Source organism: Gulosibacter sp. 10 (genome assembly GCF_900163695.1).
Taxonomy (GTDB): Bacteria; Actinomycetota; Actinomycetes; order Actinomycetales; family Microbacteriaceae; genus Gulosibacter.
In genome coordinates, this window is the sequence record NZ_FUIC01000007.1 from 136,192 (window position 1) to 162,377 (window position 26,186).

Sequence of the window (26,186 nt, forward strand, 5' to 3'; positions counted from 1 at the left end):
ACTTCGATGCCGCGGCACGGAAGTCGGGGGTCGCTCCTTTTCCCGGCGCCGGTCCCCGCTCACGCTCTGCGCGCGATCCACGTTCCGCCCCGGGCGATCCGGGTCAGCCGCCCCTACCCGAACAGCCCCGCCTTCTTCCAGCCGCACTGCTTGAGATAGCCCCGCACCGCATCCTTGATCAGCGAGGTGTCCAGCCGGGACTCCACCATGCCGACCTCGCCGTCGGCCTTGTTCTGGCCGAAGCCGAAGGAGACGGACTTCTGCGTCGTCTTCCCCTTGAAGGTCGACGCGCTGGTCCCGAACCCGATCCGACCGCCGCCGGCGCTGATGCCCGAGGCCGATTCATCGGTCCGATCCTGCTCCTTCCACCTGCCCTTGTCGTTGAGCGTCGCGGTGAAGGTGTATTCGCGCTGCTCGTCGGTGACGGCGTCGGGCGCGAAGAACCGGGCGTCCATCCACCGCCAGGTCGCGATGATCGAGTCGCCCTCGACGGTGACCTGCCACGGCTGTTCGTCCCCGTTGAGCGCCCGCGGCGCCTCCGCCAGGACCTGCTGCTTGTCCATTGCCATTGGTCGCTCCTTAACTCGCGGCCGATCGTAGCGCCCACTCCTTCGGCCCACCCAGGAGAAGCCCTCCGATCCCCGGCTCCCGTCAGGCGCCCCGTTGCAGAATGAGGTCCGCAGGACCAAGCATCTTGGAGGATCCATGCCCGCACGACGACGTACGACCGCCGCCATCGCCGCCTCGTCCATGCTGCTCGCACTGACGGCGTGCAGCCAGCAGCCGCAGCCGTCGGCGCCCGAATCCGCCCCCGAGCCCGTCGAATGCGGCAGCGCCACCGCACCCGTGTTCACCGGCGAGGCGGCGGCGTGGGTGACGACCGCGGATGCGGGCGAATTCACCGTCGTCACGGGAGCGCCCGCGATCGAGACGGCCGCCGACGGCGCGGTATTCACCGTCGACGTCTCGCTCGCGACGCCGACGATCTGGAGCGAGGTCATCAGCGCCGGACGCCATCTCGTGCTCGCGGACGCCGAAGGCCGCGTATGCGAGCCCGCCGACGTCTCGGGCGCGAACCAGCAGTTCATGACCGGGGTGAACAGCGACGAGTTCATGGACATCGACCTCGCCTTCGAAGTGCCCGAGGGCTCCGATCCGGCCGACTAGTCGCTCTTCATCGTCGACGACTACGGCAACGCCACCGGCCGCATCGCGACGGGCCAGGTCGAGCCGTTCGCACGGCCCGACGGGCAGTGCCCGGGGGTGCACGTCGGCTTCCGCGGCGCCGACGTCGAGGCCGCGTTCGGCGAGCCGGCGCAGGTCGAGCTCGGCGGGGAGGCGCTCGGCTCGATCCAGGTCGAGGAGCCCGCCCCAGGCGCGGCCGAGGAGGGCGGGCGGGCGGATGCCCCGGGGCCGCTCATGTCCTCGAGCGTGCAGGTGCTCGACGACCCCGAGCTCGAAGTGACGGTCTCCGCCGACGCGATCGAGGCCGTGGACTCCCAGGGCAACCTCTGCCCCTGTGGTCGGCCTCCGGCCAGGACCCCGACTTCATGCAGGTGGCCGACGAATCGGCGGGGGCCTTCCCCGTCGAGTTCATCACCGCCTCCGACGCGGTGCCGGAGGGCGTCCGCATCCAGTACAAGTCCGGCTACACGCAGCCGGACAGCGAGGAGCAGCTCCTCTTCGTGTGGCAGTGATGCACGTGGCAGTGATGCACGCGGCGGGAATATGCGGGGTAGGAATACGGGGCGGGAATACGGGGGGGCGTCCGATGCCGCCCCGTGCGGCGGTGACGCCGCCCCGCGCGCGATCGGCTACCGTGTTCGCATCCCGCCCGGAAGGGGATGAACGATGAACCAGCACCAGGACGCGGCGGCGCGCCCCGCATCCGCGGACGCGGCCGATGAAGCGCAGGTCGCGGCCCACGCGGTGCCGCCGCCGAGCCGACGCATCTGGGTGTGGCTGCTCTCCACCGCCGCCGAGATCGCCGCCTTCGCCTCCATCCCGGCCCTCCTCGACGGAGCGGTGCCGGAGGGCGTCGACCTTCCGGGGAACGGCCTCGTCATCGCCTGGGTGATCCTCACCGTCATCGCCACGGTGCTGTCGAGCACGGCGGTCTCGCTCCGAGGCTCGCGCGCCGGCGCCCGCTTCTTCGGCGTCGCCGCACTCGCAGCGCTGATCGCTTCCCTGGCGCTGCTGAGCTGGATCACGATCGAGCTCCGCGTGGCGCACATCTCCCTCTACGAACTCGGCGCCGAGGCGATGCGCGGCTGCGAGGGATCCTATCCGGAGGGCTGCCTGCCGGACCCGCATCGCATCCCGGAGCTCTTCGTCCCCTCCCTCGCCATGGTGATGGCGGCCATCGCGGTGGTCCTCGACCTCGTCAGGAGGCGCACCGCCTGGCCGGTCGCCACGATCGCCGGCGTGGTCGCGGCCGCGCCGACCACGGTCTTCCTCCACCTCACCGTCATCGCTGACGATGCGGTGGCCGTCGACCTCGAGCCGCTCTCGCTCCTGCTCCTGCTGGTATTCGCGATCACCGCGGCCTGCTGGTGGATGCGCGCCCTCGACGGGGTGGGCGCCATCGGCGCCTGGCTCTGGTACCTCGGAGGCATGGTGTTCTTCTTCATCGCCGCGCCGCTGATGAACGAGGCGCAGAGCCGGTACCGGGAGCAGTTCGACGCCTCGATCCACCGGTATGTCAACGACGGAGGCCTGGGCATGGTCGGGGTCATGGTCTGGCTGCTGCTCGCCTTCACCATCACGCACATCGTCTGGCTGGTCCTCGACGCCCGGAAGAACCGGGCCGCCGAGGTCGGGGCAGCCGGCCGGACGCCGAGGAGCGAATCCGCATGACGTCATCCGCAAACGGGGCCGCCCGGCCCCTCCGCGCCAGGGTCGCCGAGCTCCGCTCCCGGCCTCGGGCCGAGGTGCTCGTCATCGGCGGCGGGATCAACGGCATCGCCGCCTTCCGCGAGCTCGCACTCCAGGGCGTGGACGTGGCCCTCGTCGAGCGGGGCGATTTCGCCTCGGGCGCCTCCTCCGCGTCGAGCCACATGATCCACGGCGGCATCCGCTATCTCGAGAACGGCGAGTTCCGGCTCGTGCGGGAGGCCGTGCAGGAGCGCAACCGGCTCATCCGCAACGCCCCGCACTACGTGCGGCCGCTCAAGACCACCATCCCGATCTTCTCCACCTTCTCGGGCCTGCTCAGCGCCCCGTTCCGCCTGCTCGTGACGCACGGCCGCGGCGAGCCCCGGGAGCGCGGCGCCGCGCTCATCAAGACCGGGCTCACGCTCTACGACGCGTTCTCCCGCGGCTCCACGCGGGTGCCGCCGCACCGCTTCCACGGCCGCGCGAGGTCGCTCCGGGACCTGCCCTGGCTCAACCCCTCGCTGAAGTACACGGCCACCTACTACGACGCGTCGATGCACGATCCCGAGCGCCTCGCGCTCGACGTGCTCTCGGACGGACTCGCCGCCGGCGCCGACCGCTCGGGCGCGCCGAGCGCGCGAGCCGCGAACTACCTCTCGGCGACGGGCGCCGCCGAGGACGGCGTCCTGCTCCGCGACGAGGTCGGCGGCGAGACCTTCCCCTTCGCCGCGGATGTCGTCGTCAACGCGTCGGGGCCGTGGACGGACCGCACCAACGCCGCGCTCGGAGCGCCGACCGAGTTCATGGGCGGCACCAAGGGCTCCCACATCGTCCTCGACCACCCGCAGCTGCTCGCGGCCACCCGCGGCCGCGAGCTGTTCTTCGAGCACTCCGACGGCCGCATCGTGCTCATCTACCCCCTCAAGGGCCGCGTCCTCGTGGGCACCACCGACCTCCGCGCCGATCCCGGCGAGGCCCCGGTCTGCACCGACGAGGAGATCGACTACTTCTTCGACCTCATCGGGCACGTCTTCCCCTCGATCCCGGTCGAGCGCTCGCAGATCGTCTACACCTTCTCCGGCATCCGGCCGCTCCCCCGGCAGGACGACGCGGCGCCGGGCTTCATCTCCCGCGACTACCGCATCGAGCGCGGGCGCGTCGGCGGCGCCGCGCTGCTGAGCCTCGTGGGAGGCAAGTGGACGACGTTCCGCGCGCTCGGCGAGCACCTGGCCGACGAGACGCTGTCGGCGCTCGGCCGGCGGCGGAGCGTGGACACCCGCACCACCGTGATCGGCGGCGGCATCGGCTTCCCCATCGACCGGGCCTCGCGGACGATCTGGGTCGCCCGGCACGGCCGCGGCCATGCCGCGGCGACGGTGGAGCGGATGCTCGACCGGTACGGCACGAAGGCGGCCGAGGTGCTCGAGGCGATCCCGGCGCGTGCCGAGCCCCTCGCGGAGCTCCCCGGCTACTTCGCCGAAGAGCTCGCCCATCTCGCCGCGCACGAGGAGGTCGTGCATCTGGACGACCTGCTGCTCCGCCGCACCTCCCTCGCGTTCACCGGCGGGCTCCGCCACGACGGGCTGCGCGCCGCGGCCGATGCGGTCGCGCCCGTGCTCGGCTGGGATGCCTCGCGCCGCGACGCCGAGGTCGGCCGGACCGTCGAGCTGCTCCTGCGCGCCCACCGGGTCGTCGTCGAGATGCCCTCGGCCGCCCGAGGCCGCGCGGAGGATGCGGGGCGCGCCGGAGGTTCCTAGGAACGCGGATGGCGGATCCCCCAAGATGGCACCCGCGCGTCGCGGACCGGCAGCAGCCTTCGCGCGGCCCGGACGACCGGCCCGGCGCCGGGCCGCCAGTCGGCGTCGTCCCCCGCCGGCCACGCGTAGGCGGGCACGCCGTCGACGAGGAGCCCGGCGAGCTCGGGGATGCCGAGTTCGGCCGCGGACCAGTCGTAGAGCGCCCGGAGCCGCGGCTGGACGAGTCCGTGGTCGAGCAGCCGGCCGAGGCCGTGCTCCCGCGCGACGTACGGGGCGACATCCTCGCCGAGCGGATACCGGTTGGGCAGCACCCTCGAGAGCGATAAGAAGATGCCGCTGAACCCAACCCGCGGATCGCCGAGGACCGGCCCGAGCGGCGCCAGCGGTCCGAGCGCCAGCCGAGGGGCCGCCACGAGCGCGTGCGCGTAGAGCACCCGCATGAGGACGAGGTTGAGGAAGAACCGCTCGACCCGCCCCTCCGCCGCGGCCAGCGCCTCGTGCCGCAGGTAGGCGCTCGCAACGGAGGCGTTGTGCGCGTGGTACCAGTGCCGCGCCGACGGTCGGCGCAGGAACCGGACCGCCGAGGCCGCCGCCGGCGAGGACGGGCCGCCGGGACGCCCCGCGACGAGGTAGCCCGCCTCCGCGCTCGTGCGGAGCAGGTCCTCGTTCATCGCCCGCCACCAGGGGCTCCCGGCACCCGGGTCGAGCAGGCCCCGCCGGAGCTGCCAGCGCATGAAGGCCACCGCCGCGCGCCGATAGGGCAGCCTGCTCCGCCCGATCTCCGGATGCGCGTAGAGGCGGACGAGCAGTCGCACGCGCTTCCCCGGGTCGTCGCGCACCGCGGCGACCAGCCGTTCGGCGAGCGCCGCGGCGGAGGGGGCCATGGTCCCAGTATCCCGCAGCCGACCCGCGCCTATCCCGGCCCGCCCGGGATCGCGAGGGCCGTCACATCCATTTCTTGCGCTTGAAGGTGAAGTAGAGCAGCGCAGCGAAGGCCACCATGGCCCCGACCGCGAGAGGATAGCCGAACACCCAGTGCAGCTCGGGCATGATGTCGAAGTTCATGCCGTACACCGCCGCGATCAGCGTCGGAGCGAAGAGGATCGCGGCCCAGCCCGAGATCTTCTTCATGTCCTCGTTCTGGCGCTGGGCCACGAGCGTCGCGTTCACGTTGAGGATCTGCGCGAGCAGCTCGCGCAGCTCGTTCGTCTCGGTGTTCACGCGAGTCAGGTGGTCGCCGACGTCCTGCAGGTACGCCTGCAGCTCGGCGGGGATGCGGTACTTGCTCGCGCCCTCGTGGAGCCGCAGCAGGATCTTCGCGAGCGAGGTCGCGGCGTGCTGCACGTCGATGACCTCCTGGCTCAACCGGTAGATGCGCTCCGCCGCGGCGGGGTCCCCGCTGAACACCTGCCGCTCGATCTGCTCGAGGTCCACCTGGAGCCCGTCCAGCACGGGGCGGTAGCCGTCCACCACCGCGTCGAGCAGCCGGTAGAGCATCGCCTCCGGGCCGAGGCTCAGCAGCTCGTGGTCGTCGAGGATGGGGGCGCCGTTCCCGAGCGGCGCGTCGGCGTCGTCGGCGTGCCGCAGCACGTCGGGGCCGATGGTCGCGCCGTTGACGAGCCGTCCGTCCTGGCAGATGATGGCGAGGTTCTGCGACCGCATGACGAGGTGGAACTCGCTGAACTCCACCTCCTCCCGCGCGTCGAGGTAGCGGGCCGACCTCACGGCGACGAAGAGCACGTCGCCGTAGCGCTCCAGCTTCGGCCGCTGGCCGCCCTGGAGCAGGTCCTCGGTGAGCAGCGGATGCAGCTGCCACGCCGTCGCGAACTCCGCGATCTCCTCGACATCCGGCCGCGGGAAGACCGTGAGCGTCATGCGGTCCTCCGACTCCGCCGTGTACCGCAGCGCCTCCTCGAAGTCGCAGCCGGTGTCGAGCTCCAGCGGAACGCCGCGCTCGATCCGGCGCACGAGCACGGGCGGCCGGGCCTCGTCGCCGCGCGGCGGCTCCTGCCTGCCGAGAAAGCCTTTACGCGCCATGCCTCTCCCCTCCGCCGGCCGCGGCCGGCCCGCCCCGTCCGAGGCGCTTCGATGCTCAGGACAGCCTACGGAGTCCTCGCCGTCCGCGTCTCAGAGCGTCATGCGGCCGGTCGCCAGCGCCCAGACGACGGCGAGCGCGATCGCGAGGACGACGGCGAAGAGGGCGAGCTCGCCGCGCGTGAACGGCTTCAGCCCCTGCTGCCTGCGCGCGATGACGAACAGCAGCGTGGCCGGGGCGTAGAACAGCGAGGCGAGCAGGGTGAGCTCGAAGCCCGCCGCGATGAGCAGGAACACGGTGTAGCCGGTGGCGGCCAGCGCGACGACGGCGTCCCGTCGCCCCTCCCGCTCGCGGCCGAGGCTCAGGCGCAGCGCGAACAGCGAGGTGAGCAGGAACGGGAAGAGCGCCATGACGGCCGTCATGTCGAGCGCGAACGAGAACGCGTTGTCCGAGAAGACCGTGAGCAGCAGCACGACCTGCGCGAGGAGGGTGCTCGCGAACAGCGCGTTCGACGGCGCCGCCCGGCGGTTCTGCCTGCCGAAGATCCTCGGCATGCCGCCGTCCTGCGCAGCGGCGTAGATGACCTCGGCGGCCATCATGGTCCAGGCGAGATACGCCCCGAGCACGGCGACGATGAGGCCGACCCCGACGAAGACCGACGCCCACGGCCCGACGACGGCCTCGAGCACGCCCGCCATCGACGGCTGCTGCAGCCGCGCGATCTCGCTCACGGGCAGCACGCCGTAGGAGAGCACGGTCACGGCCGCGAAGATCGACAGCACCGTCAGGAATCCGAGCACCGTCGCGCGGCCGACGTCCCGCCTGCGCCGGGCGTGCCGCGAGAACACGCTCGCGCCCTCGATGCCGAGGAAGACGAACACGGTCACGAGCATGGTGCCCCGCAACTGCTCGAACACCGGCCCGGCGTGCTCGGCGCCGCTCCAGTTCTCGGCGAACACGGCCGGGTCGAGCGCCGCCGCCGCGATCACGAGGAAGACCACGATGGGGATCACCTTCGCGATGGTCACGATGCGGTTCAGCGCGGCCGCCTGCTGGGCGCCCGCGCGGAGCAGCAGGTAGAAGGCCCAGAGCCCGAGCGAGGAGAGGCCGATCGCGAGCGGGGTGCTGCCCTGCCCGAGCGCGGGGAACCACTGGCCCAGCGTGGACATGATGAGCACCCAGTAGGTGACGTTGCCGATGCACGAGCTCGCCCAGTAGCCCGCGGCCGCGAAGAAGCCGACGTACTGCCCGAATCCGTTCCGGGCGTAGGTGTAGACGCCCGTGTCGAGGTCGGGCCGGCGCAGCGCCAGGCGCTGGAAGACCAGGGCGATGGCGAACATGCCCGCGCCCGCGAGGCCCCAGGTGAGCAGGGCGCCGGCGACACCCGTGCTCTGCGCGAAGCGCTGCGGCAGCGAGAACACCCCGGCGCCGACCATCGATCCCACGACCATGGCCATGAGCGCGAGGAAGGACACGGTGCCGGGCGCCTCGGCAGCCACGGGGCGGCGCGCCATGCGGGGCTCCTTCCCGGCGGGTTCGAGGATGCGGTGGACGCGGCTCGAGGCGTCCCAGACCGGTCCCCGCGGAGGCGGATGCCCTCGTGACGGCGGACGATGCGCTCGGCACGACGCCGGAAGCAGCGATGCCGGCCGATCTGGACGAGCCATCGGCCAGCGGCGCCAATTACACCAGACTCGCGCGCGCCCGCGCAACCGGCGCGGGCCGGCGCCGCAGCCTTCCCCGGAGCCCGGTGCAGTAGCGTGGGGCAGCATGCCGATTCCTGCCGCCACGCGATGCCGCCCGACGGGCCCCGCATCCGGCCCGTCGCCGATCGTCCTCAGCGCCGACCCCGCCCGCCCGGCCTGATCCGGCATGGAGGATGTGCTGACGCGTCGACGCGTCCAACTCGGCCTGGGCCTCGGCCTGCTCGCGCTCGCGCTCGCCATCGGCGCGCTGGTCGCCTGGGGTCCGGATCCCACGGCGCTGGACCGGTGGTGGAACGGCCTGATCGCGGAAACCCGGGCCCCGTGGCTCGTCGCGGTCGCGCACGGGCTGGACCGGGTCGGCGGCGGGGTCATCGGGGTCTGGATCGCGCCCGTCCTCATCGCCGCGGCTGTGACCGCCCTGCGGGGCTGGCGGACGGGCGTCTTCGCCATCGCGGCCTTCGCGTTCAGCGCCGGCCTCGTGCAGATCCTCAAGCACCTCTTCGCCAGGGCGCGGCCGGAGGATCTCATGGTGACGAGCGATTTCGGCTCGTTCCCCTCCGGCCACACCGCCAACGCGGCGACCATCGCCGTGGTGCTGTGGCTGCTCTTCCCGCGCGTCGCGGTGCTCGTCGCCGGCATCGCCTGGACCGTGCTCATGGGGTTCTCGCGCACCGTCGTCGCGGCGCACTGGACCACCGACACGCTCGCGGGCGCGGTCCTGGGCGTCGCCGCCGCGCTGCTGTGCGGCGCGGCGCTGCTCGCGTGGTCCCGGCCGAGAGCGCCCGGGGAGCGGCGCGCCGAGGGCTCAGGCTGAGGCGCCGCCCTCCTGCGCCGCCGCCCATTCGGCCACGCGGCGCGCGCTCTCCTCCTCGGACAGGTCCTCGACCCTGGACATGATGGACCACCGCACGCCGAACGGATCCCTGACGGAGGCAAAGCGGTCGCCGGACACGAAGTTCGAGAGCGGCTCGCGGATGGTCGCGCCGGCGGCCTCGGCACGCGCGACGACCGCGTCGGCGTCCTCGACGTACAGGCCCATCGAATAGCAGTCCGCCTCCCCCTCGGGCGCGGACACCAGTCCGAAGTCGGGGTTGGGCTCGCCGAGCTGCAGCTGGCCCTGCTGGAAGGCGAGCACGGCGTGCACGATCAGCCCGCCCATCTCGGTCACGTCCACGACGCGGGCGTCGAAGACCGACTTGTAGAATTCGATCGCCTCCCCTGCGTTCCCGATGGCGAGAAACGGGGTGAGGCTGGTCACGCCGTGCGGGACGCCCCTGGTGGTATGCGCGCCGGTGGCGCCGCGGTCGGATGCGTTGTGTTCGTTCATGCGGCAACAGTAGGCCGCCGCGCGGGCGCGGGGCTTGAAGATTCGCGACGGGAGGGCGCCATGCCGCAGGAACCGGATCCCCGGGGCGTCCTCTACCCGTCGAGGCTGCCCTCGTTCGCGAGGATCCTCGCGCCGCCCGACCTCGCCGACCGGGTCCGCTGGTTCTGGATCCCGCGCTGGCGGCTGCCGCCGGGGCGGGTCTCCCGGCAGGAGGTGCTGCCCTTCCCCGCCTCCAACCTCGTGGTCGAGCCCGGAGGTGTCTCCTTCGTGGGCCCGCAGACCCGTATCTTGCACCGCGATCTCGCCGGCGCAGGCTGGGCCGTGGGTGCGCTGCTGCGGCCGGCCGGCGCGGCGGGCCTGCTCCCCGGCGCCTCCTCGCTCTCGACGCTCCGCGATGCCGAGGCCCCCTTCGAGGCGGCGGACCTGCACCGCTCGATCGCCGAGGCGATGGCCGGGCCCGAAGACGGGGAGGCCGAGGCTCGCGCGGCAGCGCGCTTCGCGGACTGGGCCGCCGCGACCATCCCGCCGCCCGGCGAGGAGGCGCTGCTCGCGAACCGTCTCGAGGAGGTCGTGGCGGCGGACCGCGACGTCCTCCGCGTCGAGCAGCTCGCCGAGCGGCTCGCGATCTCGCCCCGATCGCTGCAGCGCCTCGCCCGGCGCTGGATCGGGCTTCCGCCGCTCGCGGTGATCCGCCGCTATCGGCTGCAGGAGGCGGCGCAGCGGCTGCGGGAGGACCCTGAGGCCGGGATCGCCCGCACCGCGGCCGAGCTCGGCTACGCGGATCACGCGCATCTCACCGCCGATTTCCGGTCGGTGCTGGGGTTCACGCCGAGCCGCTACCGGCGGGACCACGCCCGGCCCGACGGGGACGACGAAACGACTCGCGAGGACCGCTGAGCTGGCGTTCCCAGCGGGTCTTCCAGCCAGGACCCGGTTCCTCGATGCAGACCGGCTATTCATGACGCAGGAGGAAAGAGCGAAATTCGTGGGGCTTCCTCCAACAGCCCTGCGATCCACCCTCGCCAACGCCCTTCCGCCTTGACACCAGGACGAATCCGCTACAAGATTTGGAGCGTTCCAAATGGCGAGCACACCTCGTCGAGTGGAGCCCGTCCGGACTGGCCGGCCAGAACAACGAAGCTCATCCGGCAGGGCCGAGGCGGACAAGTCTGTCAAACCGTTACCCGAACTTGACCGCATGGCCGATCATTGGGGAACCGAGCAGGTACTCTAAGCTCGAGCGGTTGGCTTGTGAAGACAACAACTCAAAATCACGCGCGCGGACATCGTCGTCCGAGCGTATTCAATGAGAAACACAATGGAGTGAAATCATGTTGAAGAGTGTCAGACGCTGGACGCGCCTCGGAATCGCGGCACTTGCCGCAACGAGCGCCATACTTCTCGCAGCCTGCAGCGGACCGGCCGGTGTGCAAGGCGAGAACGCCGCAGAGGGGGCGGGCGAGACGACTCTCAAGGTCGCCCTGATCACCCACTCGACTCCTGGTGACACGTTCTGGGACATCCTTCGCAAGGGTGCTGAAGCGGCAGCCGCGAAGAACGGGATCGAGCTGCTGTACAGCTCGGACCCGGACGGAGCCCGCCAGTCCCAGCTCGTGGAGCAGGCGATCGATCAAGGCGTGGACGGCATCGTCGTCACCCTGGCGAAACCCGAGGCGATGGCTTCCGCGGTGCAGAAGGCCACCGATGCGGGCATCCCGGTATTCAGCATCAACGCCGGTGAGGATGCGTGGGAGGATATGGGCGTTCTCGCGCACTTCGGCCAGGACGAGACCGTCGCCGGCAACGCGGCCGGTGAGAAATTCAACGAGCTGGGGGCGCAGAGCGTGCTGTGCGTCATTCAGGAGCAGGGGCATGTCGGCCTCGAGTCTCGCTGCGCGGGCGTCGAGGAGACGCTCGAAGGCGAAATGGAGATCATCTACGTGACCGCCGCCGACCCGACGAATATCTCCTCCACGATCACGGCAAAGCTGCAAACCGATAGCTCGATCGACTATGTGCTCACACTCGGTGCTCCCCAGGCCCCGATCGCTCTCGAATCCATCGCCGAAGCGGGCAGTAGCGCCCAACTCGCGACCTTCGACATGAACCCGGACGTCGCGGAGGGCCTTGGAAATGGCGACCTCGTCTTCGCGATCGATCAGCAGCCGTACCTGCAGGGGTACTCCGCAGTCGACGCCGTGTGGCTCTACAAGACCAATGCGAACGTCCTCGGCGGCGGACAGCCCGTACTGACGGGCCCGGCGGTCATCACCCCGGATCAAGCAGACACCCTGAGCGAGTACGTCAACAACGGCACCCGCTGACCGACCGCACCGAGCCCAAGGAACCTGATTCATGAATGCTCAAGTAGCAACCAAGTCAGGCGACGAGCGGATCGCTTCCGCCTCCGTCTTCGTGCGTTTCTTCACGAAGCCGGAGGCGGGTGCCACCGCCGCCGCGGTAGTGCTGGCAGTCCTCTTCGCGGTCGTCGCTCCCCAGTTCACACAACCCGCCTCGATCGCGACGACGCTCTACGGGGCTTCCACGGTCGGCATCATGGCCGTCGGCGTATCACTGCTGATGATCGGCGGGGAGGTCGATCTGTCGGCCGGTGTGGCGGTCACTACCGCCGGACTCGCCGGCGCACTGACGATCTACTGGTTCGGCTCGAATGTCTGGCTAGGCGTCATCGTCTCGCTGGCCATCTCGCTGGGAATCGGACTCCTCAACGGCTGGCTTCTGACGAAGACACGGCTCGCGAGCTTCATCGTGACGCTGGCGACCTTCTTCATGCTGACCGGTCTCAACCTCGGTCTTACCCGCCTCATCACCGGGGGCGTGGCCACGCCTACGATCGCACCGGCGGCCGGCTTCGATGCCGCTGCGGCGATATTCGCCGCGGACATCCCGATTTTCGGCGTAAGTGTGAAGATCACGGTCATCTACTGGATCGCGCTGGTGATCGTCGCCACTTGGATCCTCAAGCGCACGCGCGTGGGCAACTGGATCTTCGCAAGCGGTGGTGCTCCCGAAGCGGCTCGCGCTGTCGGCGTACCCGTAGTTCGGACGAAGATCGGACTCTACATGGGAGTGAGCTTCTGCGCCTGGCTGCTGGGCATGCACCAGCTCTTTGCGTTCCGAACCGTGCAGTCCGGCGAAGGAGTCGGCAACGAGTTCCTCTACATCATCGCCGCGGTCGTCGGCGGGTGCCTCATGACGGGCGGCTATGGCAGTGCGATCGGCGGTGCGATCGGCGCCCTGATCTACGGCATGGCGCTCAAGGGCGTCGTATACGCCGAGTGGAACCCGGACTGGTTGAAGTTCTTCCTCGGCGCCATGCTCCTCGGCGCGACGGTACTGAACTTCACACTGCAACGGCGCGCAGGTAAAGGAGGGAAAAAATGAACACCACTGCAACGGCCGAGAAGCCACTCGTCGAGTTGCGAGACGCGGGAAAGCGGTACGGCAACATCATCGCTCTCCGAGACGTCAGCCTGAAAGTGGCCAGCGGCGAAGTCATGTGCGTACTCGGCGACAACGGTGCCGGCAAATCGACCTTGATCAAGATCATCGCCGGCCTGCATCAGAACACCGAGGGCACCTATCTCGTCGACGGTGAAGCGGTCAGATTCTCATCGCCCCGAGACGCGCTCAACCGTGGTATTGCAACGGTCTATCAGGACCTCGCTATCGCGCCGCTCATGCCGGTGTGGCGGAACTTCTTTCTCGGCTCCGAGATCACGAAGGGGTGGGGTCCATTTCGGAGAATGGACGTCGACTTCATGAAGAAGACCGCGAAGCAGGAGCTGCTGGATATGGGAATCGACCTCCGGGATGTCGACCAGCCCATCGGCACCTTGTCGGGAGGTGAGCGACAGTGCGTCGCGATCGCCCGTGCGGTGTACTTCGGGGCGAAGGTGCTGATTCTCGACGAGCCGACCGCGGCTCTCGGCGTGAAACAGTCGGGGGTCGTGCTGCGGTATATCGTGCAAGCTCGTGATCGCGGCCTCGGGGTGATCTTCATCTCGCACAACCCTCACCACGCGTACCCGGTGGGCGACAGATTCCTGCTCCTCAAGCGCGGTCAGAGCATCGGCTACCACGAGAAATCGGAGATCACGCTCGAGGAGCTCACCGGCCTCATGGCAGGTGGCGCCGAACTCGAACAGCTCGTCCATGAGCTTCGACAGGCCGGGACGGACACCGACACGGTTCGCGTCATCCGCGACGAGATCGAAGACGATTCCTCGGCCGGCGTGGGCCATGTGCCCGTTACCGAGTCCGTCCAAACCCTCCCGCCCGAGGAACGCACCTGACCTCCGGCAGTACGCAGGCGATGACGCGCTCGAGAATTCACTCGAGCGCGTCATCGTTGTTCACGCACCGCAGATCTGCGCTGCCCGCGCTGCAGACGGCCCGGCTAATCGAGCATCGCTTCGGCCCGGTCGAGCATGCGCAGTGTTCCGATGGTGTCCTCGAGAGGATGCAGTCGCGATTCGGTACGTCCTTCGGCGACGCACCTCGCCGCTTCCGCGGCCTCGTAGCAGAGGCCGTCCGCCTGAGTACGGACTGCGTAGCGCTCGGTGACCGCGGAGGAGGCATCGTTAGCCCGCAGCGTCAGAGCCGATGGTGCATAAAACGGTGCCGAGATCTCGAGGACTGCATTCGCCCCTTTGAGGAATGCCTCGGTCGGTGTTCGGGCGTCCAGCGTGGTGAAAAGCTGCGAGATCGCCGCGCCGTGGCGCAGAGTCAGCGCCACATCGGCGCTCACACCGGTGACGGCCCGGTTGCCGCTTACGTCGATCTGGTCGGGAGCTCCTCCGAAGACGAACGCGTCGTAGGCGAGCAGGTAGACCCCCAGATCGAGCAGTGATCCGCCACCCAACTCCGGGTCGAAAAGCCGGGCCCCGGGCTCGGGGGCGAAGTATTCGCCGAGGTCTGCTCGGAAATACTGCAGTTCACCAAGCGCGCCATTCTCGAGCAACTGACGAATGACATCCGCAGCCGGCGTGAAGCGTGCCCACATCGCCTCCATCGCGAAGAGCCCTCGTTCCCGTGCCAATGCGGAGAGTGCTTCTGCCTCCGCGGCATTAATCGCAAGCGGCTTCTCGACAAGCACGTGCTTGCCACTTTCCAGGGCGATCCGAGCGCATTCGACATGAAACGGGTGCGGTGTCGCTACGTAGACGATGTCGATGTCCTCGGCCGAGGCGAGCGCTTCATAGCTTTCATACGAATGCTCGATGTGGTGCTCGCGTGCAAAGTTTTCCCCGCGCGCCCCGCTGCGCGACCCCACCCCGGCAAGCACTTGATTCGTATGCGTGCGAAGAGAACTCGCGAAATCCCCGGCAATCCGTCCTGGCCCCATGATGCCCCAACGCAGCGTAGGGGCGTTTCGTGGGTCTTCGATTCGGGGCTTGGGAATGTGCAGTTGAGTGCTCATGTCGCGCTCCTCCCGACCGCATCTTCGCGGTCCGCTTCGCTGATGCCGCGGCTCCACATGGAGCACGTCAATTTGTACGGTCAATATAACTTACTCGCGTCTCAGCTCTCGAAAAGAACATCGCGCCCTGACTCGATTCGGTTCGCGACAAACTTGCATCATTGCAAGGCGAGTCGACGTTGTCGTCCTTGACGGTGCCGAGTCCCTAGACTAATAGTCATCACGGTGCGGCCAACCTCGCCGGGAGCGCGAGCCGAAGGAACGACCATGACGGATGAGCACCGACCGAAGCGCGTGACCATGCAGGACGTGGCCCGCCGCGCGAACGTCTCCCGCGCCCTCGTCTCCCTCGTCATGCGCGGCCGGGACTCCGTCGCCCCGGAGAGCCGCGCGAAGGTGCTCAAGGCCGCGGAGGACCTCGGATACGTCCCGAACCTCCTGGCGAGCAAGCTCGCGAGCCAGCGCACCAACACCGTCGGCGTCCTGCTCGACTCGCTGCAGAACACGTTCTTCGCCGAGATCTACGAGGGCATCGTCGACGGGCTCGCCGGCACCCCCGTCCAGCCCCTGCTCGCGGTGGGCTCGCTCGACCCGCAGGTCGAGGCCTTCAAGATCCAGCGGCTGCGCTCGCACCAGGTGGACGGGCTCATCCTGGCCGGATACGTGGGCGATGTCGACGCGCTGGCGCGCTTCGCGCAGTCCATCCCCACCGTCGTCACGACCCGGGCCGTGAACGTGCCCTTCGTGGACAGCGTGCTCGCCGACGACCTCAACATCGGCAGGCTCGCGACCGAGCACCTCCTCGAGCTCGGCCACCGCGAGATCCTCCACGTCGGCAGCCCGCAGAGCATCCCGCACCAGGAGCGCGGCGAGGGGTACGAGCGCGCGATGGCGGCCGCACGGTGCGAGCCGTTCATCGTCCGCACCGATCACGTTACCCCCGAGGACGGGCGCCGCGCCGTCACGACGGCGCTCGCAGACGGCCGGCCGTTCACCGCCGTGTTCGCCTTCAACGACTTCATCGCCATCGGCGTGATGGAGGCGCTGATCGAGGCCGGGTACCGGATCCCGGAGGACGTCTCGGTGATCGGCGTGGACTACACCCACTTCGCGAAGTCGAGCCTCATCCGACTCGCCTCGGTGGATCAGCGGACCTACGAGGTGGGCAAGCTCGCGGCCGAGCGGTTCTTCGAGCGCCTCGACTCGCCCGCGGCGCTCCCCCACCGCGAGACCCGCCTCGATCCCGTGCTCCGCCTCGGGACGACCACTTCGCCGAGATGAGACGGCCGCCCGGGATCGGACGGCCGCCCCGAGCGCGCCGGCGGATGCGGCTAGCGCGAGGCGAGCCAGTCCGCGGCGATGACCTCGGCGGAGCTCTCCTCCTGCACGGAGGTCGCGTTCATCTGGATGAGGTCCTCCGCGGTGAGGTCCGCGGAGACCTCGTCGATGACCGCGGCCGCCTCCTCGTCGACGTTGTCGGAGACCACCGGCACCACGTGCGAGGCGAGGAACAGGGACTCCGGGTCCTCGAGCACCACGAGATCGCCCTCCGCGAGCACGGGATCGGCCGAGTAGATGTCCGCGAGCTGCACGTCGCCGTCGCGGAGCGCCTTGACGGTGAGCGGACCGCCCGAGTCCTCGATGGGCGTGAACGACACGTCGACGCCGTACACGGAGGAGAGCCCCTCGGGGCCGTAGGGCCGGGTCTCGAGCTCCGAGTTGCCGCCGAGCACGAGGCCGTCGACGCCCGCGAGGTCGCCGATCTCGGCGAGCGAGTGCTCCTCGGCGAACTCCGCGGTGACCACGTACGAGTCCTGGTCGGTCGCGTCGGCGTCGTCGAGCACGTGCAGCCCCTCGGGCAGCGCCTCCTCGAGCGCCGCGTACACGTCCTCGCGGCTCGTCACCGTCGCCTCCGGGTCGAAGTACTGCAGCAGGTTGCCCGTGTACTCGGGCAGCAGGTCGATCTCCCCCGCCTCGAGCTCGGGCATGTAGACCTCTCGCTGGCCGATGCGGTACTCGCGCTCGACGGTGAAGCCCGCCTCCTCGAGCGACTGGGCGTAGATCTCGGCGATGATCTCGTTCGAGTAGTAGTCCTGGGAGCCGATGACGATGGCGCCCGCGTCGCCGCCGCTCCCGCCGCCGTCGCCCTCGGCGTCGAGCGGGTCTCCGCTCGCGCAGCCCGCGAGCGCGAGGGCGCCGACGAGTGCGAAGGCTCCCGTGGTCAGTGCCGGTGTGCGTGCCATGATTCTCTCCTCAGTGCTTCGTGGGGGTGGTGCCGGACCGGATCGGTTCCGGGCGTCCGGTTCGACGTCGTGCCGGGTCGGCGACCCGGGTGCTCGCGAGCCGCTGGGCGGCCGCGAGGATGAGCTCGAGCAGCAGCGCGAGCAGGATGACGAGCAGCGCGCCGCCGAGCATCTGGGCGTAGTCGCGGGTCTTGAGGCCCGCGAACAGATAGCGCCCGAGGCCCGTGTCGGCCGTGTACGCCGCGAGCGTCGCGGTGGCGACGACCTGCAGGGTGGCGGCGCGGAAGCCGCCGACGATGACGGGCAGCGCGAGCGGCGCCTCGACCCGCAGGATCACCTGCCGCGGGTTCATGCCCACGGCCTTCGCCGCGGCCGGCAGCGCGGGGTCGACGGCCTGGATGCCGGCGTACGAGCCGGCCAGGAGGGAGGGGACGGCGAGCACCACGAGCGCGAGCAGCGGCGCGCCGAGGCCGATGCCGAGCCAGAGCCCGAACAGCGTGAGCAGGCCGAGCGTGGGGATGGACCTGGCGGCGCCGGCGATCGCGCCGATGACGCCGGAGCCGCGGCGCGAGTGCCCGATGAGCACGCCTGCGGGGATCGCGATGACGACCGCGAGCGCGAGCGCCGCCCCGGTGAGCAGCAGGTGCTCGAGCAGGCGCGTCGGGATGCCGCCCGCCCCGCTCCAGTTGCCGGGGTCGGTGAGCCACTGCAGGGCCTCGAGGATGAGGGTCATGCGGTCGCCTCCCTCCGGCCGCGCCGCGGCGTCGCCGCCCGCGTCCAGGGCGTGAGCAGCCGTCCGAGCAGCAGCAGCGCGCCGTCGAGCACCAGCGCGAGCAGCACTGTGGCGAGGACGCCGGTGACGACCTCGCCGGCGATGCCGCGCTGGAACCCGTCCGTGAGCAGGCTGCCGAGGCTCGGGATGCCGATGAGGGCGCCGATCGTGACCAGGCTGATGGTCGAGACCGTCACCACTCGCGCGCCGGAGACGAGCACCGGCACCGCGAGCGGCAGGTCGACCCGCCAGAACACGCTCCTCGGCGAATGGCCCACCGAGATCGCGCCCTCGCGGACGCGGGGGTCGACCGAGCCGAACGCGTCGGCGGCGGTGCGCACCATGAGCGCGATGCCGTAGAGCACGAGCGCCACGATCATGGTCGCGGCCGAGCGCAGCGGCGTGCCGATGATCGCGGGGATGAGGATGAGCATCGGCAGGGCGGGGATGGCGTAGAGCAGCGTGGCGGCGCTCAGCAGCGGCGAGCCGATGCGCGGCCGCTGCCGGGCGAGCCTGCCGATCGGGATCGCGAGCAGCACGCTGATCGCGATGGCGGGGAGGCTCAGCGCGAGGTGGTCGCCGGCGAGGCCGAGCACCTGCGACCAGTTGTTCGCGAACCAGTTCACGGCTCGAGCACTCCCACCGGCCGTCCGTCGCCGTCCACCGCGATGTCGCGGCCGTCGACGTGCTCGGCCCGCAGCTTCCGCTCCGACCGGTCCGCCCCGACGAACTCCCGGACGAACGCGTCGGCGGGCCGGGCCAGGATCTCGGCGGGGGCGCCCTGCTGCGCGATCCGCGCCCGGTCCCGCAGCACGACGACCTGCTCGCCGAGCCGGAACGCCTCGTCGACGTCGTGGGTGATGAAGAGGATGGTCTTGCGCAGCTCCCGCTGGAGGCGGATCAGCTCGTCCTGCAGCTCGCGGCGGACGATGGGGTCGACGGCGCCGAAGGGCTCGTCCATGAGCAGGATGTTGGGGTCGCCCGCGAGCGCTCGGGCCACGCCCACCCGCTGCTGCTGACCGCCCGAGAGCTGCCCCGGGTAGCGCCCGCCCAGCTCGGGGTCGAGCCCGACGCGCTCGAGGAGCGGCCCGGCGTCCCGCACCGCGTCGCGGCGCTTCCTCCCCGTGAGCATGGGCACGGTCGCGACGTTCTCGGCCACGGTGCGGTGCGGCAGGAGGCCGCCGTGCTGCAGCACGTATCCGATCGAGCGGCGCAGCGCGACGGGGTCGCGCCGCCGGACGTCCTCGTCGTCGATGAGCACGCGCCCGCCGGACGGCTCGACCATGCGGTTGACCATGCGCAGCAGCGTCGTCTTCCCCGATCCCGAGGAGCCGACGAGCACGGTGGTGCTGTGCGACGGGATCGTGAGCGAGAACTCCTCGACCGCCGCGGAACCTCCCGGGTAGGTCTTGGTCACGCCGTCGTACCTGATCATCCGCCAACACTACCGCCCGGCCCTTGGCGTCCCCGCCGTATCCGGGGGCGCCGATGACCTCGGATGACGAATCACAGCGTACGGCCAAGGTCGGCCGGTAGGTTCGCCCTGGTTGCCGACGGCAGCGTCGCATCGCCACCAGCCCCATCGACCGAGGAGACGACCAGGTTCGTCATGACCATCACCCCCGAGACGCAGACCACATTCGTTGAGACGCTCAAGGAGGTGCGCGAGGACTTCACCCGGCTGATGCTCTCCTACCAGTTCGGGTTGGACGAGATCACGACGAAGATCCGCATCCTGCGCGACGAGTTCGACAAGCTGCACAGCTACAACCCGATCGAGCAGATCTCCACGCGGCTCAAGAGCCCGGAGAGCGTGGTCGACAAGGTCTCGCGCAAGGGGCTCGACCCCTCGCTCGACAGCATCCGGCGCATCACCGATATCGCGGGAGTGCGCGTCACCTGCTCGTTCACGGCCGACACCTACCGCGTCTTCGAGGCGCTCACGCGCCAGCCCGACGTCACGGTGCTGCAGGTCAAGGACTACATCGCGAATCCCAAGCCGAACGGCTACCGCTCCCTGCACGCGATCGTGCAGGTGCCGGTGTTCCTGTCCTCACGCACCGTGAACGTGCCCGTCGAGGTGCAGTTCCGCACCGTGGCGATGGACTTCTGGGCCACGCTCGAGCACAAGATCTTCTACAAGTACGACGGCGACGTGCCCGCGGAGGTCGTGCAGAAGCTCACCGAGAGCGCGGCGACGGCGGCGCGGATGGACCGCGAGATGGAGGAGCTGCACGAGACCGTGCACGGACCGCGCGACTTCGCCCACGTCGACCGCTCGATCAAGGGGGCGGACATCTCGGACGACGTCGTGCAGCGGCTCGCGCAGTTCCTCGCCGGCCCCTCGCTGAACCCGCCCGATACCGAGCACCTCTGCTGACCGCCGGCGGGCGCCGCCGCGCCGTGCCGCCGCCGTAGAATCGGATCTCATGGCCGTGCCGAAGATCCTGCTCTACTACGTGTTCGCGCCCATCCCGGACCCGGCGGCGATGCGGCTCTGGCAGCGCGAGCTCTGCGAACGCCTCGGGCTGCGCGGGCGCATCATCGTCTCGCCCCACGGCATCAACGGCACCGTCGGCGGCGACGTGGACGCCTGCAAGCGGTACGTCCGCCGGCTCCGCGAGTACCCCGCCTTCCGGGACGTCGACATGAAATGGTCGGACGGCACCGCGCTCGACGAGGACGGCTTCTCGACCGACTTCCCGAGGCTCAGCGTCAAGGTGCGCGACGAGATCGTGTCCTTCGGCGCCCCGGACGAGCTGCGGGTCGACGAGCACGGCGTGGTCGGCGGCGGCGAGCACCTCGACCCCGAGTCCCTGCACGAGCTCGTGGAGCGCAGGCCGGATGCCGTGTTCTTCGACGGCCGCAACGCGGTCGAGGCCGAGATCGGCAGGTTCAGGGGCGCGGTCGTGCCCCACACCGGCACGACCCACGACTTCGTCGCCGAGCTCGAGTCGGGCAAGTACGACGAGCTCAAGGACAGGCCGGTCATCACCTACTGCACCGGCGGGGTCCGCTGCGAGGTCCTCTCCGCCCTCATGGTCTCCCGCGGCTTCCGCGAGGTGTACCAGCTCGACGGCGGCATCGTCCGCTACGGCGAGCGGTACGGCAACGACGGCCTCTGGGAGGGCTCGCTCACGGTGTTCGACGGCCGCGAGTCCATCGACTTCGCCCCGGCGCCGAAGGTGCTCGGCCGCTGCCACCGCTGCGGCGGGCCGACGCCGCGGCTGCAGAACTGCGGCGATCCCGCGTGCCGCGAGCGGCTCGTGACCTGCGAGGCCTGCGGCGCGCATCCCATCCGCTGCGAGGCGCACGCGGACGAGCTCGAGGCCTGAGCCCGCCCGCCGGTCTCAGAGCTGCAGCACCGCCTTGGCGATGAGGAAGTAGACCACGAGCCCGGTCGCGTCGACGAAGGTCGTGATGAACGGGTTGGAGAACACCGCCGGGTCCACGCGCAGCGCCCTCGCGATCATCGGCATGATGCCGCCGATCGTGGCGGCCATCGAGCAGACCGCGAGCAGCGTGAGCCCGATCACGAGGCCGATGCGCGGCTCGTAGATGAGCGCGGTGACCGCCCCGCCCACGAGCCCGAGGAGCGAGCCGAGCGAGAAGCCGACGCCGAGCTCCCGCAGCAGCACCCGCCCGAGGTCGCGCGGCCGCACATCACCCAGCGCGAGCGCTCTCGTGACCGTGGTGGCCGCCTGGTTGCCGGTGTTGCCGCCCGTGCCGATGAGCAGCGGCACGAACAGCGCGAGCACCGTGACCTGCTCGAGCGTGGCCTCGAACACCGAGAGCACCTGCACCGTGAGCGTGGCGCCGATCGCGAGGACGAGCAGCCAGACGATCCGGGAGCCCACGAGCGAGCGGACCGGGGTGGCGAAGTAGGGGCGCCGCAGCGGCTCGACGCCGCCCTGGCGCGCGGAGTCCTCGGTCTCCTCGTGCTCGAGGATGCGCACGGCGTCGTCGATGGTGAGCACGCCGACGAGCCGGGACTCCTTGTCGACGATGGGCAGCGCGAGCAGGCCGAGGTCGGCGCACTTCCTCGCCGCGTCCTCCGCCGTCTGATAGGCGGTGGAGACCCTGGCCTGCTGCATGATCTCGGCGACCGGGCGGTCGTCCTCGGCCCTCAGCAGGTCGCGGAGGCTCACGATGCCGATGACGCGCCGCCCGCCGTCGAGCACGGGCAGCGTGTAGACCGTCTCGGCGTCGTCGAGGCGGGCGCGCACGCGGCGCATGGCCTGCGCGACCGTGTACTCGGCGCGGGTCGACACGTACTCGGGGCTCATGCGCCGGCCGACCGACCCCTTGGGGTAGCCGAGCACCTCGGCGGTGAGCTGGCGGTCCTTCTGGGAGAGCCCGTGCAGCAGCCGGGGCGCCAGCGAGGCGGGGAGCTCGTCGAGCAGCCAGACGCGGTCGTCCGGGTCGAGCTCGGCGAAGATCGACGCGACCTCGCCGTCCTGCAGCCCGTGGATGAGGTCGCTCTGGAGCGCCGGCGAGAAGCTCTCGAAGACCTCGATGGCCCGTTCTTTGGGCAGGAGCCGGTAGACGATGGCGCGCTCGTTCATCGGCAGCCGCTCGAGCAGCGAGCTCAGCTGCTCGACGGTGGCCGGGGCCACGGCTTCGACGATGCCCGGGAGGTCGTTCGCCTCGACGAGCGTCTGGATGGTGTCCTGGAGGTCGATCACCTCGGTGATCTGCTTGGCGTTCATAAGCTGGTCCTTCGCGCAGAAGACGAGGCCAGGCCGGGTCGGCTCGACGCGGCGTGGCATGGGGGAACCACGCCCTCAGGTGCGAACGGCTCAGATCATGCCGATGAGGAGCCGCGGTGCAGGGAGGGCACGGTGCAAGATCGGTGACTGGAACTATCGCTGTTCACGAACCCTCACCCCCATCCCACGACTCGACGACGCGGCCGCGACTGGTCGATGCGGCCGACTCCCCACCCTACCCCGCGCCGCGGATTTCCGCCCGCGGCGCGGGGAGGACGCGGCCGGCGCTACGCGAGGGCCTCCGGCGCGAGCTCGACCGAGAGCCGCCCGACCGCGACGATCGGGCTCACGCGACCCTCCTCGAGCTGGTACTGGCAGCCCACGATGCCGAGCCGACCGGCGGCGACCGCGTCGCTGATCACGCGCGAGCTGCGCATGAGCGAGTTGATGGTCGTGCCGAGATGGCGACGGCCCACGGCGTCCGCGTCGATCGCCTCGGGGTCGACGTACGGCGTCTCGCGATGCTCGCTGAGCCATTCCTGCTGCACGGCGGGCTGGATGTTCTCGAGCTCGCGCCTGATCGCCGGCGTGACCTCGTTGGGGTGCGCGCTGGACTGGTTGATCGCGGCCGCGACTGCACCGCACGAGCAGTGCGCGAGCACCACGATGACCGCGACGCCGAGCTCCGCGACGGCGAACTCCATCGTCGCGGTGGTGTTGTCGTTCGAGATCTGGCCGATGTTGCGGACCACGAAGAGATCACCGAGGCCGCAGTCGAAGAGGATCTCGGCCGCCACCCGCGAATCCGAGCATCCGAGGAACGCCGCGTTCGGCGCCTGGCTGCCCGACAGCTCGCTTCGTCGGGCGGCGCTCTGCTGCGGGTGGAGGAGCTGTCCCTCGACGAACCGGGCGTTGCCGTTCGCCAGGACGTCCCAGGCTTCCTGCGGAGTGACTCGGGGGTCGGTCATAGAAGTGTCCTTTCGATCCTGCCGATTTTACGGCCGGACGCGGACGGGAACGACGCCCCGGCCGGGCGGAGGGCGTGTCCGGCCGCGCCGACGCGCGCGCCGGTGCCGCACGCGTCGCGGCGGCGGGGCGACCCGCCCTAGTCCTCGAGAGGCTCGGCGAGAGCCTCGGGCTTCCCGCCCGCGGCCGCGGCGGCGAGCGCCCGCTCGAGCACCTGCAGGTCCTCGATCGTCTCGACGGAGACGACTTTCCCCCACGCGAGCGTCATGAACTGGAACACCGTGTTCCGGTAGCGCGCGCCCCCGGGGAGGTCGCCCGAGATCGACGCGCGCACGGCGACTCGGGTGCGCCGCGGACCGCCGTTCACCAGGATGTCGTCGATATCGAAGCGCGCGCCCGGGAGGAGGTCGAGGATGCGTCGCCACCAGCGGATCATCGACTCGCGCGTCGTGCGGCGGCCGCCGAGCGCATGGTCCCCGTGGAAGCGGTACTCGAACGAGGGCGCGAGCCCGTCGACCATCGCCATGTAGTCGCCCGCGTTGATCCGCTCGAAGACGGCTCGCACCTTGTTCCTGACGATCCGTCTGTACATGCCGCCCCCAGCGCGTCGAGAGAATTACGTTACTATCAGTAACACTATGGTCGGTCCAGGTCGCCCCCGCAAGCCCCGCGTCGACGAGAGCATCGTCCGGGCGTTCGCCGAGCTGGTAGCGGAGCACGGGTACGCCGCGGTCACCGTCGATCGGGTCGTCGCGCGCGCGGGCACGAACAAGCCCGCCTTCTATCGCCGGTTCCGGCGTCTCGCCGATGTCGTGCCGCACGTTCTCGCCGCCCGCCACGGCACGGACGAGGACATCGACACCGGCTGCCTCGTCGGCGATCTGGTCGAAGTGCAGCATCGGCAGCACCGGCTCTTCACCGACCCGGTGATCACCAGGGGCCTCGCGGGATGGCTGGCGCACGTCGAAGCCGACCCCGAGGCCGGCGCCCCGTTCTTCCGGGAGTACCTGGCGCCCCGACGCGCCTACACAGCGGTCATCCTCGGCCGCGCCCTGGGCAGGGGCGAGATCGCCGCCGGGGCGGATCCCGAATGGATCGCGGATCTGCTCACGGGCCCGCTGCTCATGCGGGCGATGATGCCCGGCCTGCCCCCGATAGACGGCCGGTTCGTCGCGCGCACGGTGCACGCCGCGCTCGACGCCGTGGGATACCGCGGTGATCGCGAGGGCGTCGACGCCGCCGGGGCGCCCGGGACTCCGGGTTGAAGCAGTCCGCGTGCCGTGCGATCCGCGCGCGCCCGGTGGCGCCGGCCCGGCGCCCCGGTTAGAGGATCTCCAGCGGCTGCGGGCGGGTGGGCGCTGGGAAGGCGGCGTCGATGTCGGCGAGCTCCTCCGGCGTCAGCACGAGCGCCGCGGCTGCGGCGTTCTCGCGCACGTGCTCCCGCGTGGACGCCTTCGGGATGGCCACGACATCCCCTTCGCGGATGGCCCAGGCGAGCAGCACCTGTGCGACGCCGACGCCGCGCGCCTCGGCGATGCGCGTCAGGGTCGGGTCCGTCAGTAGGCGCCCCTGCTCGATGGGCGAGTACGCCATCGTCGTGGTCGGCGGCCGCTGAGCGCGATGCTGCGGCAGGAGGTCGAACTCGACGCCGCGGCGGGAGGGGTTGTAGAGGATCTGATTCACCTGCGGCTGCGCGGGCAGGCCCCGGAGATCGTCCGGGTCGAAGTTGCTCACGCCCCAGGACCCGATGAGGTCGCGCTCGATCAGCTCCTCGAAGGCCTCGATCGTCGCCTCGAGCGGATGCGGTCCCGGCCAGTGCAGCAGGTACAGGTCGATCCGGTCGGTGCCCAGGACCTCGAGCGACTGCTCGCAGGCGGCGATCGCACCGCGGCGCGAGGCGTTCATCGGCATCACCTTGTCGACGAGGAAGACGCGGTCCCGCACCGGGCGGATCGCCTCCCCCACGACGCTCTCGGAGCGGCCGGAGCCGTACATCTCCGCGGTATCGACGAGCGTCATGCCCAGCTCGACGCCCTCGCGGATCGTCGCGATCTCCTCGGCCCTGGATTCGTCTCGGTCGCCGATGTACCAGGTGCCCTGCCCGAGGAGGGGGACTTCGGTGCCGTTGGGAAGCGTCGTTGCCTGCATCACCCGGGCATCCTAGCAAGCCGCGCGGCGCCGACCCGGATGCGCGGCAGCCGCAGGCCCACCACCCCGATGCGAGCCATACGCGCTCGAGCTCCCCGGATGCGAGAGATATGCATTCGGGCTCCCCCGATGTGAGGGAGACGCACTCGGGCTCCCCGGATATGAGGGATACGCGCGTACACTCCCCCGATGTGAGACAGACGCAC

The 26,186-nt window shown here is 70.3% G+C and carries 27 protein-coding genes; 13 read left to right on the plus strand and 14 right to left on the minus strand.

Annotation, left to right across the window (positions count from 1 at the left end):
* Positions 1-113 precede the first annotated feature (113 nt).
* Positions 114-569 carry a hypothetical protein gene (locus FM112_RS02010; protein WP_087002721.1) on the minus strand — a complete coding sequence of 152 codons (456 nt, stop codon included), beginning with the start codon at positions 567-569 and terminating at the stop codon, positions 114-116.
* A 136-nt stretch (positions 570-705) separates the two neighbouring features.
* Between FM112_RS02010 and FM112_RS02015 the strand changes: the two genes are divergently transcribed.
* From FM112_RS02015 to FM112_RS02030, 4 genes are all read left to right on the plus strand, one after another.
* Positions 706-1,167, plus strand: coding sequence for a hypothetical protein (locus FM112_RS02015; protein WP_087002723.1), 462 nt, complete (start codon positions 706-708; stop codon positions 1,165-1,167).
* Positions 1,168-1,550: 383 nt separating this feature from the next.
* Positions 1,551-1,697, plus strand: coding sequence for a hypothetical protein (locus tag FM112_RS17055; RefSeq protein ID WP_176386627.1), 147 nt, complete (start codon positions 1,551-1,553; stop codon positions 1,695-1,697).
* A 154-nt stretch (positions 1,698-1,851) separates the two neighbouring features.
* Positions 1,852-2,856: a hypothetical protein gene (locus FM112_RS02025; RefSeq protein ID WP_087002728.1), complete on the plus strand. Its 1,005-nt coding sequence runs from the start codon at positions 1,852-1,854 to the stop codon at positions 2,854-2,856.
* The gene (locus tag FM112_RS02030; protein WP_087002730.1) at positions 2,853-4,631 is read left to right on the plus strand and encodes a glycerol-3-phosphate dehydrogenase/oxidase; all 1,779 of its coding nucleotides are present in this window, start codon (positions 2,853-2,855) and stop codon (positions 4,629-4,631) included. Before FM112_RS02025 ends, FM112_RS02030 begins: the two co-directional genes overlap by 4 nt.
* Here the strand turns inward: FM112_RS02030 and FM112_RS02035 are convergent.
* From FM112_RS02035 to FM112_RS02045, 3 genes are all read right to left on the minus strand, one after another.
* Positions 4,628-5,515: a hypothetical protein gene (locus FM112_RS02035; RefSeq protein WP_087002732.1), complete on the minus strand. Its 888-nt coding sequence runs from the start codon at positions 5,513-5,515 to the stop codon at positions 4,628-4,630. The two genes, FM112_RS02030 and FM112_RS02035, sit on opposite strands and share 4 nt — an antisense overlap.
* Positions 5,516-5,576: 61 nt before the next feature.
* Entirely contained in the window at positions 5,577-6,668 is a 1,092-nt protein-coding gene (locus FM112_RS02040; protein WP_087002734.1) for a magnesium and cobalt transport protein CorA, read from the minus strand.
* Positions 6,669-6,758: 90 nt separating this feature from the next.
* Complete coding sequence (locus tag FM112_RS02045) at positions 6,759-8,180, minus strand: basic amino acid/polyamine antiporter (RefSeq protein ID WP_087002736.1); 1,422 nt, start codon at positions 8,178-8,180, stop codon at positions 6,759-6,761.
* Positions 8,181-8,547: 367 nt separating this feature from the next.
* Here FM112_RS02045 and FM112_RS02050 point away from each other — a divergent pair, with 367 nt between their 5' ends.
* Positions 8,548-9,186, plus strand: coding sequence for a phosphatase PAP2 family protein (locus tag FM112_RS02050; protein ID WP_254910321.1), 639 nt, complete (start codon positions 8,548-8,550; stop codon positions 9,184-9,186).
* Here FM112_RS02050 and FM112_RS02055 read toward each other — a convergent pair.
* Positions 9,178-9,699, minus strand: a complete 522-nt coding sequence (locus FM112_RS02055) for a glyoxalase/bleomycin resistance/extradiol dioxygenase family protein (RefSeq protein ID WP_087002741.1) — start codon at positions 9,697-9,699, stop codon at positions 9,178-9,180. The genes FM112_RS02050 and FM112_RS02055 overlap by 9 nt on opposite strands.
* Positions 9,700-9,759: 60 nt before the next feature.
* On the opposite strand from FM112_RS02055, the gene FM112_RS02060 reads away from it, so the two are divergent.
* The 4 genes from FM112_RS02060 (at position 9,760) to FM112_RS02075 (ending at position 14,015) form a co-directional block, all read left to right on the plus strand.
* The gene (locus FM112_RS02060; protein ID WP_087002743.1) at positions 9,760-10,596 is read left to right on the plus strand and encodes a helix-turn-helix domain-containing protein; all 837 of its coding nucleotides are present in this window, start codon (positions 9,760-9,762) and stop codon (positions 10,594-10,596) included.
* 434 nt (positions 10,597-11,030) lie between these two features.
* Positions 11,031-12,023 carry a sugar ABC transporter substrate-binding protein gene (locus FM112_RS02065; protein ID WP_087002745.1) on the plus strand — a complete coding sequence of 331 codons (993 nt, stop codon included), beginning with the start codon at positions 11,031-11,033 and terminating at the stop codon, positions 12,021-12,023.
* Between the two features lie 31 nt (positions 12,024-12,054).
* Positions 12,055-13,104: an ABC transporter permease gene (locus FM112_RS02070; protein ID WP_087002747.1), complete on the plus strand. Its 1,050-nt coding sequence runs from the start codon at positions 12,055-12,057 to the stop codon at positions 13,102-13,104.
* Positions 13,101-14,015: an ATP-binding cassette domain-containing protein gene (locus tag FM112_RS02075; RefSeq protein ID WP_087002749.1), complete on the plus strand. Its 915-nt coding sequence runs from the start codon at positions 13,101-13,103 to the stop codon at positions 14,013-14,015. Before FM112_RS02070 ends, FM112_RS02075 begins: the two co-directional genes overlap by 4 nt.
* Positions 14,016-14,119: 104 nt before the next feature.
* On the opposite strand, the gene FM112_RS02080 is transcribed toward FM112_RS02075, so the two are convergent.
* Complete coding sequence (locus FM112_RS02080) at positions 14,120-15,142, minus strand: Gfo/Idh/MocA family protein (RefSeq protein ID WP_087002751.1); 1,023 nt, start codon at positions 15,140-15,142, stop codon at positions 14,120-14,122.
* 267 nt (positions 15,143-15,409) lie between these two features.
* Here FM112_RS02080 and FM112_RS02085 point away from each other — a divergent pair, with 267 nt between their 5' ends.
* The gene (locus tag FM112_RS02085; RefSeq protein ID WP_087002753.1) at positions 15,410-16,423 is read left to right on the plus strand and encodes a LacI family DNA-binding transcriptional regulator; all 1,014 of its coding nucleotides are present in this window, start codon (positions 15,410-15,412) and stop codon (positions 16,421-16,423) included.
* A 50-nt stretch (positions 16,424-16,473) separates the two neighbouring features.
* Here the strand turns inward: FM112_RS02085 and FM112_RS02090 are convergent, their stop codons facing one another.
* The 4 genes from FM112_RS02090 to FM112_RS02105 are packed head-to-tail and all read right to left on the minus strand — an operon-like array spanning position 16,474 to position 19,592.
* Positions 16,474-17,385: an ABC transporter substrate-binding protein gene (locus tag FM112_RS02090; protein ID WP_087002755.1), complete on the minus strand. Its 912-nt coding sequence runs from the start codon at positions 17,383-17,385 to the stop codon at positions 16,474-16,476.
* 10 nt (positions 17,386-17,395) lie between these two features.
* Positions 17,396-18,118, minus strand: coding sequence for an ABC transporter permease (locus FM112_RS02095; protein ID WP_087002757.1), 723 nt, complete (start codon positions 18,116-18,118; stop codon positions 17,396-17,398).
* Positions 18,115-18,783, minus strand: coding sequence for an ABC transporter permease (locus FM112_RS02100; protein WP_087002759.1), 669 nt, complete (start codon positions 18,781-18,783; stop codon positions 18,115-18,117). Before FM112_RS02100 ends, FM112_RS02095 begins: the two co-directional genes overlap by 4 nt.
* Positions 18,780-19,592 carry an ABC transporter ATP-binding protein gene (locus FM112_RS02105; RefSeq protein WP_087002761.1) on the minus strand — a complete coding sequence of 271 codons (813 nt, stop codon included), beginning with the start codon at positions 19,590-19,592 and terminating at the stop codon, positions 18,780-18,782. The genes FM112_RS02100 and FM112_RS02105 overlap by 4 nt, the downstream gene beginning before the upstream one ends.
* Positions 19,593-19,766: 174 nt before the next feature.
* On the opposite strand from FM112_RS02105, the gene FM112_RS02110 reads away from it, so the two are divergent.
* Together FM112_RS02110 and FM112_RS02115 are read left to right on the plus strand one after the other, a co-directional pair.
* On the plus strand, positions 19,767-20,537 hold the full coding sequence (locus FM112_RS02110; protein ID WP_176386628.1) for a GTP pyrophosphokinase family protein: 771 nt from the start codon (positions 19,767-19,769) through the stop codon (positions 20,535-20,537).
* Between the two features lie 49 nt (positions 20,538-20,586).
* Positions 20,587-21,492, plus strand: a complete 906-nt coding sequence (locus FM112_RS02115; RefSeq protein WP_087002763.1) for a rhodanese-related sulfurtransferase — start codon at positions 20,587-20,589, stop codon at positions 21,490-21,492.
* A 15-nt stretch (positions 21,493-21,507) separates the two neighbouring features.
* Here FM112_RS02115 and mgtE read toward each other — a convergent pair whose 3' ends face one another.
* The 3 genes from mgtE to FM112_RS02130 all read right to left on the minus strand — a co-directional run bounded on the left by mgtE (position 21,508) and on the right by FM112_RS02130 (position 24,424).
* Complete coding sequence (gene mgtE, locus FM112_RS02120; protein ID WP_087002765.1) at positions 21,508-22,866, minus strand: magnesium transporter; 1,359 nt, start codon at positions 22,864-22,866, stop codon at positions 21,508-21,510.
* Positions 22,867-23,153: 287 nt separating this feature from the next.
* Complete coding sequence (locus tag FM112_RS02125) at positions 23,154-23,834, minus strand: carbonic anhydrase (RefSeq protein WP_087002767.1); 681 nt, start codon at positions 23,832-23,834, stop codon at positions 23,154-23,156.
* Positions 23,835-23,971: 137 nt separating this feature from the next.
* Positions 23,972-24,424 (minus strand): nuclear transport factor 2 family protein, encoded by a 453-nt coding sequence (locus FM112_RS02130; RefSeq protein ID WP_087002769.1) that lies wholly within the window; start codon positions 24,422-24,424, stop codon positions 23,972-23,974.
* Between the two features lie 46 nt (positions 24,425-24,470).
* Between FM112_RS02130 and FM112_RS02135 the strand changes: the two genes are divergently transcribed.
* A complete protein-coding gene (locus FM112_RS02135) occupies positions 24,471-25,097 on the plus strand; it encodes a TetR/AcrR family transcriptional regulator (RefSeq protein WP_176386629.1) in 627 nt (208 codons plus the stop codon).
* A gap of 58 nt (positions 25,098-25,155) precedes the next feature.
* Here the strand turns inward: FM112_RS02135 and FM112_RS02140 are convergent, their stop codons facing one another.
* Complete coding sequence (locus FM112_RS02140) at positions 25,156-25,980, minus strand: aldo/keto reductase (RefSeq protein WP_087002773.1); 825 nt, start codon at positions 25,978-25,980, stop codon at positions 25,156-25,158.
* Positions 25,981-26,186 lie beyond the last annotated feature (206 nt).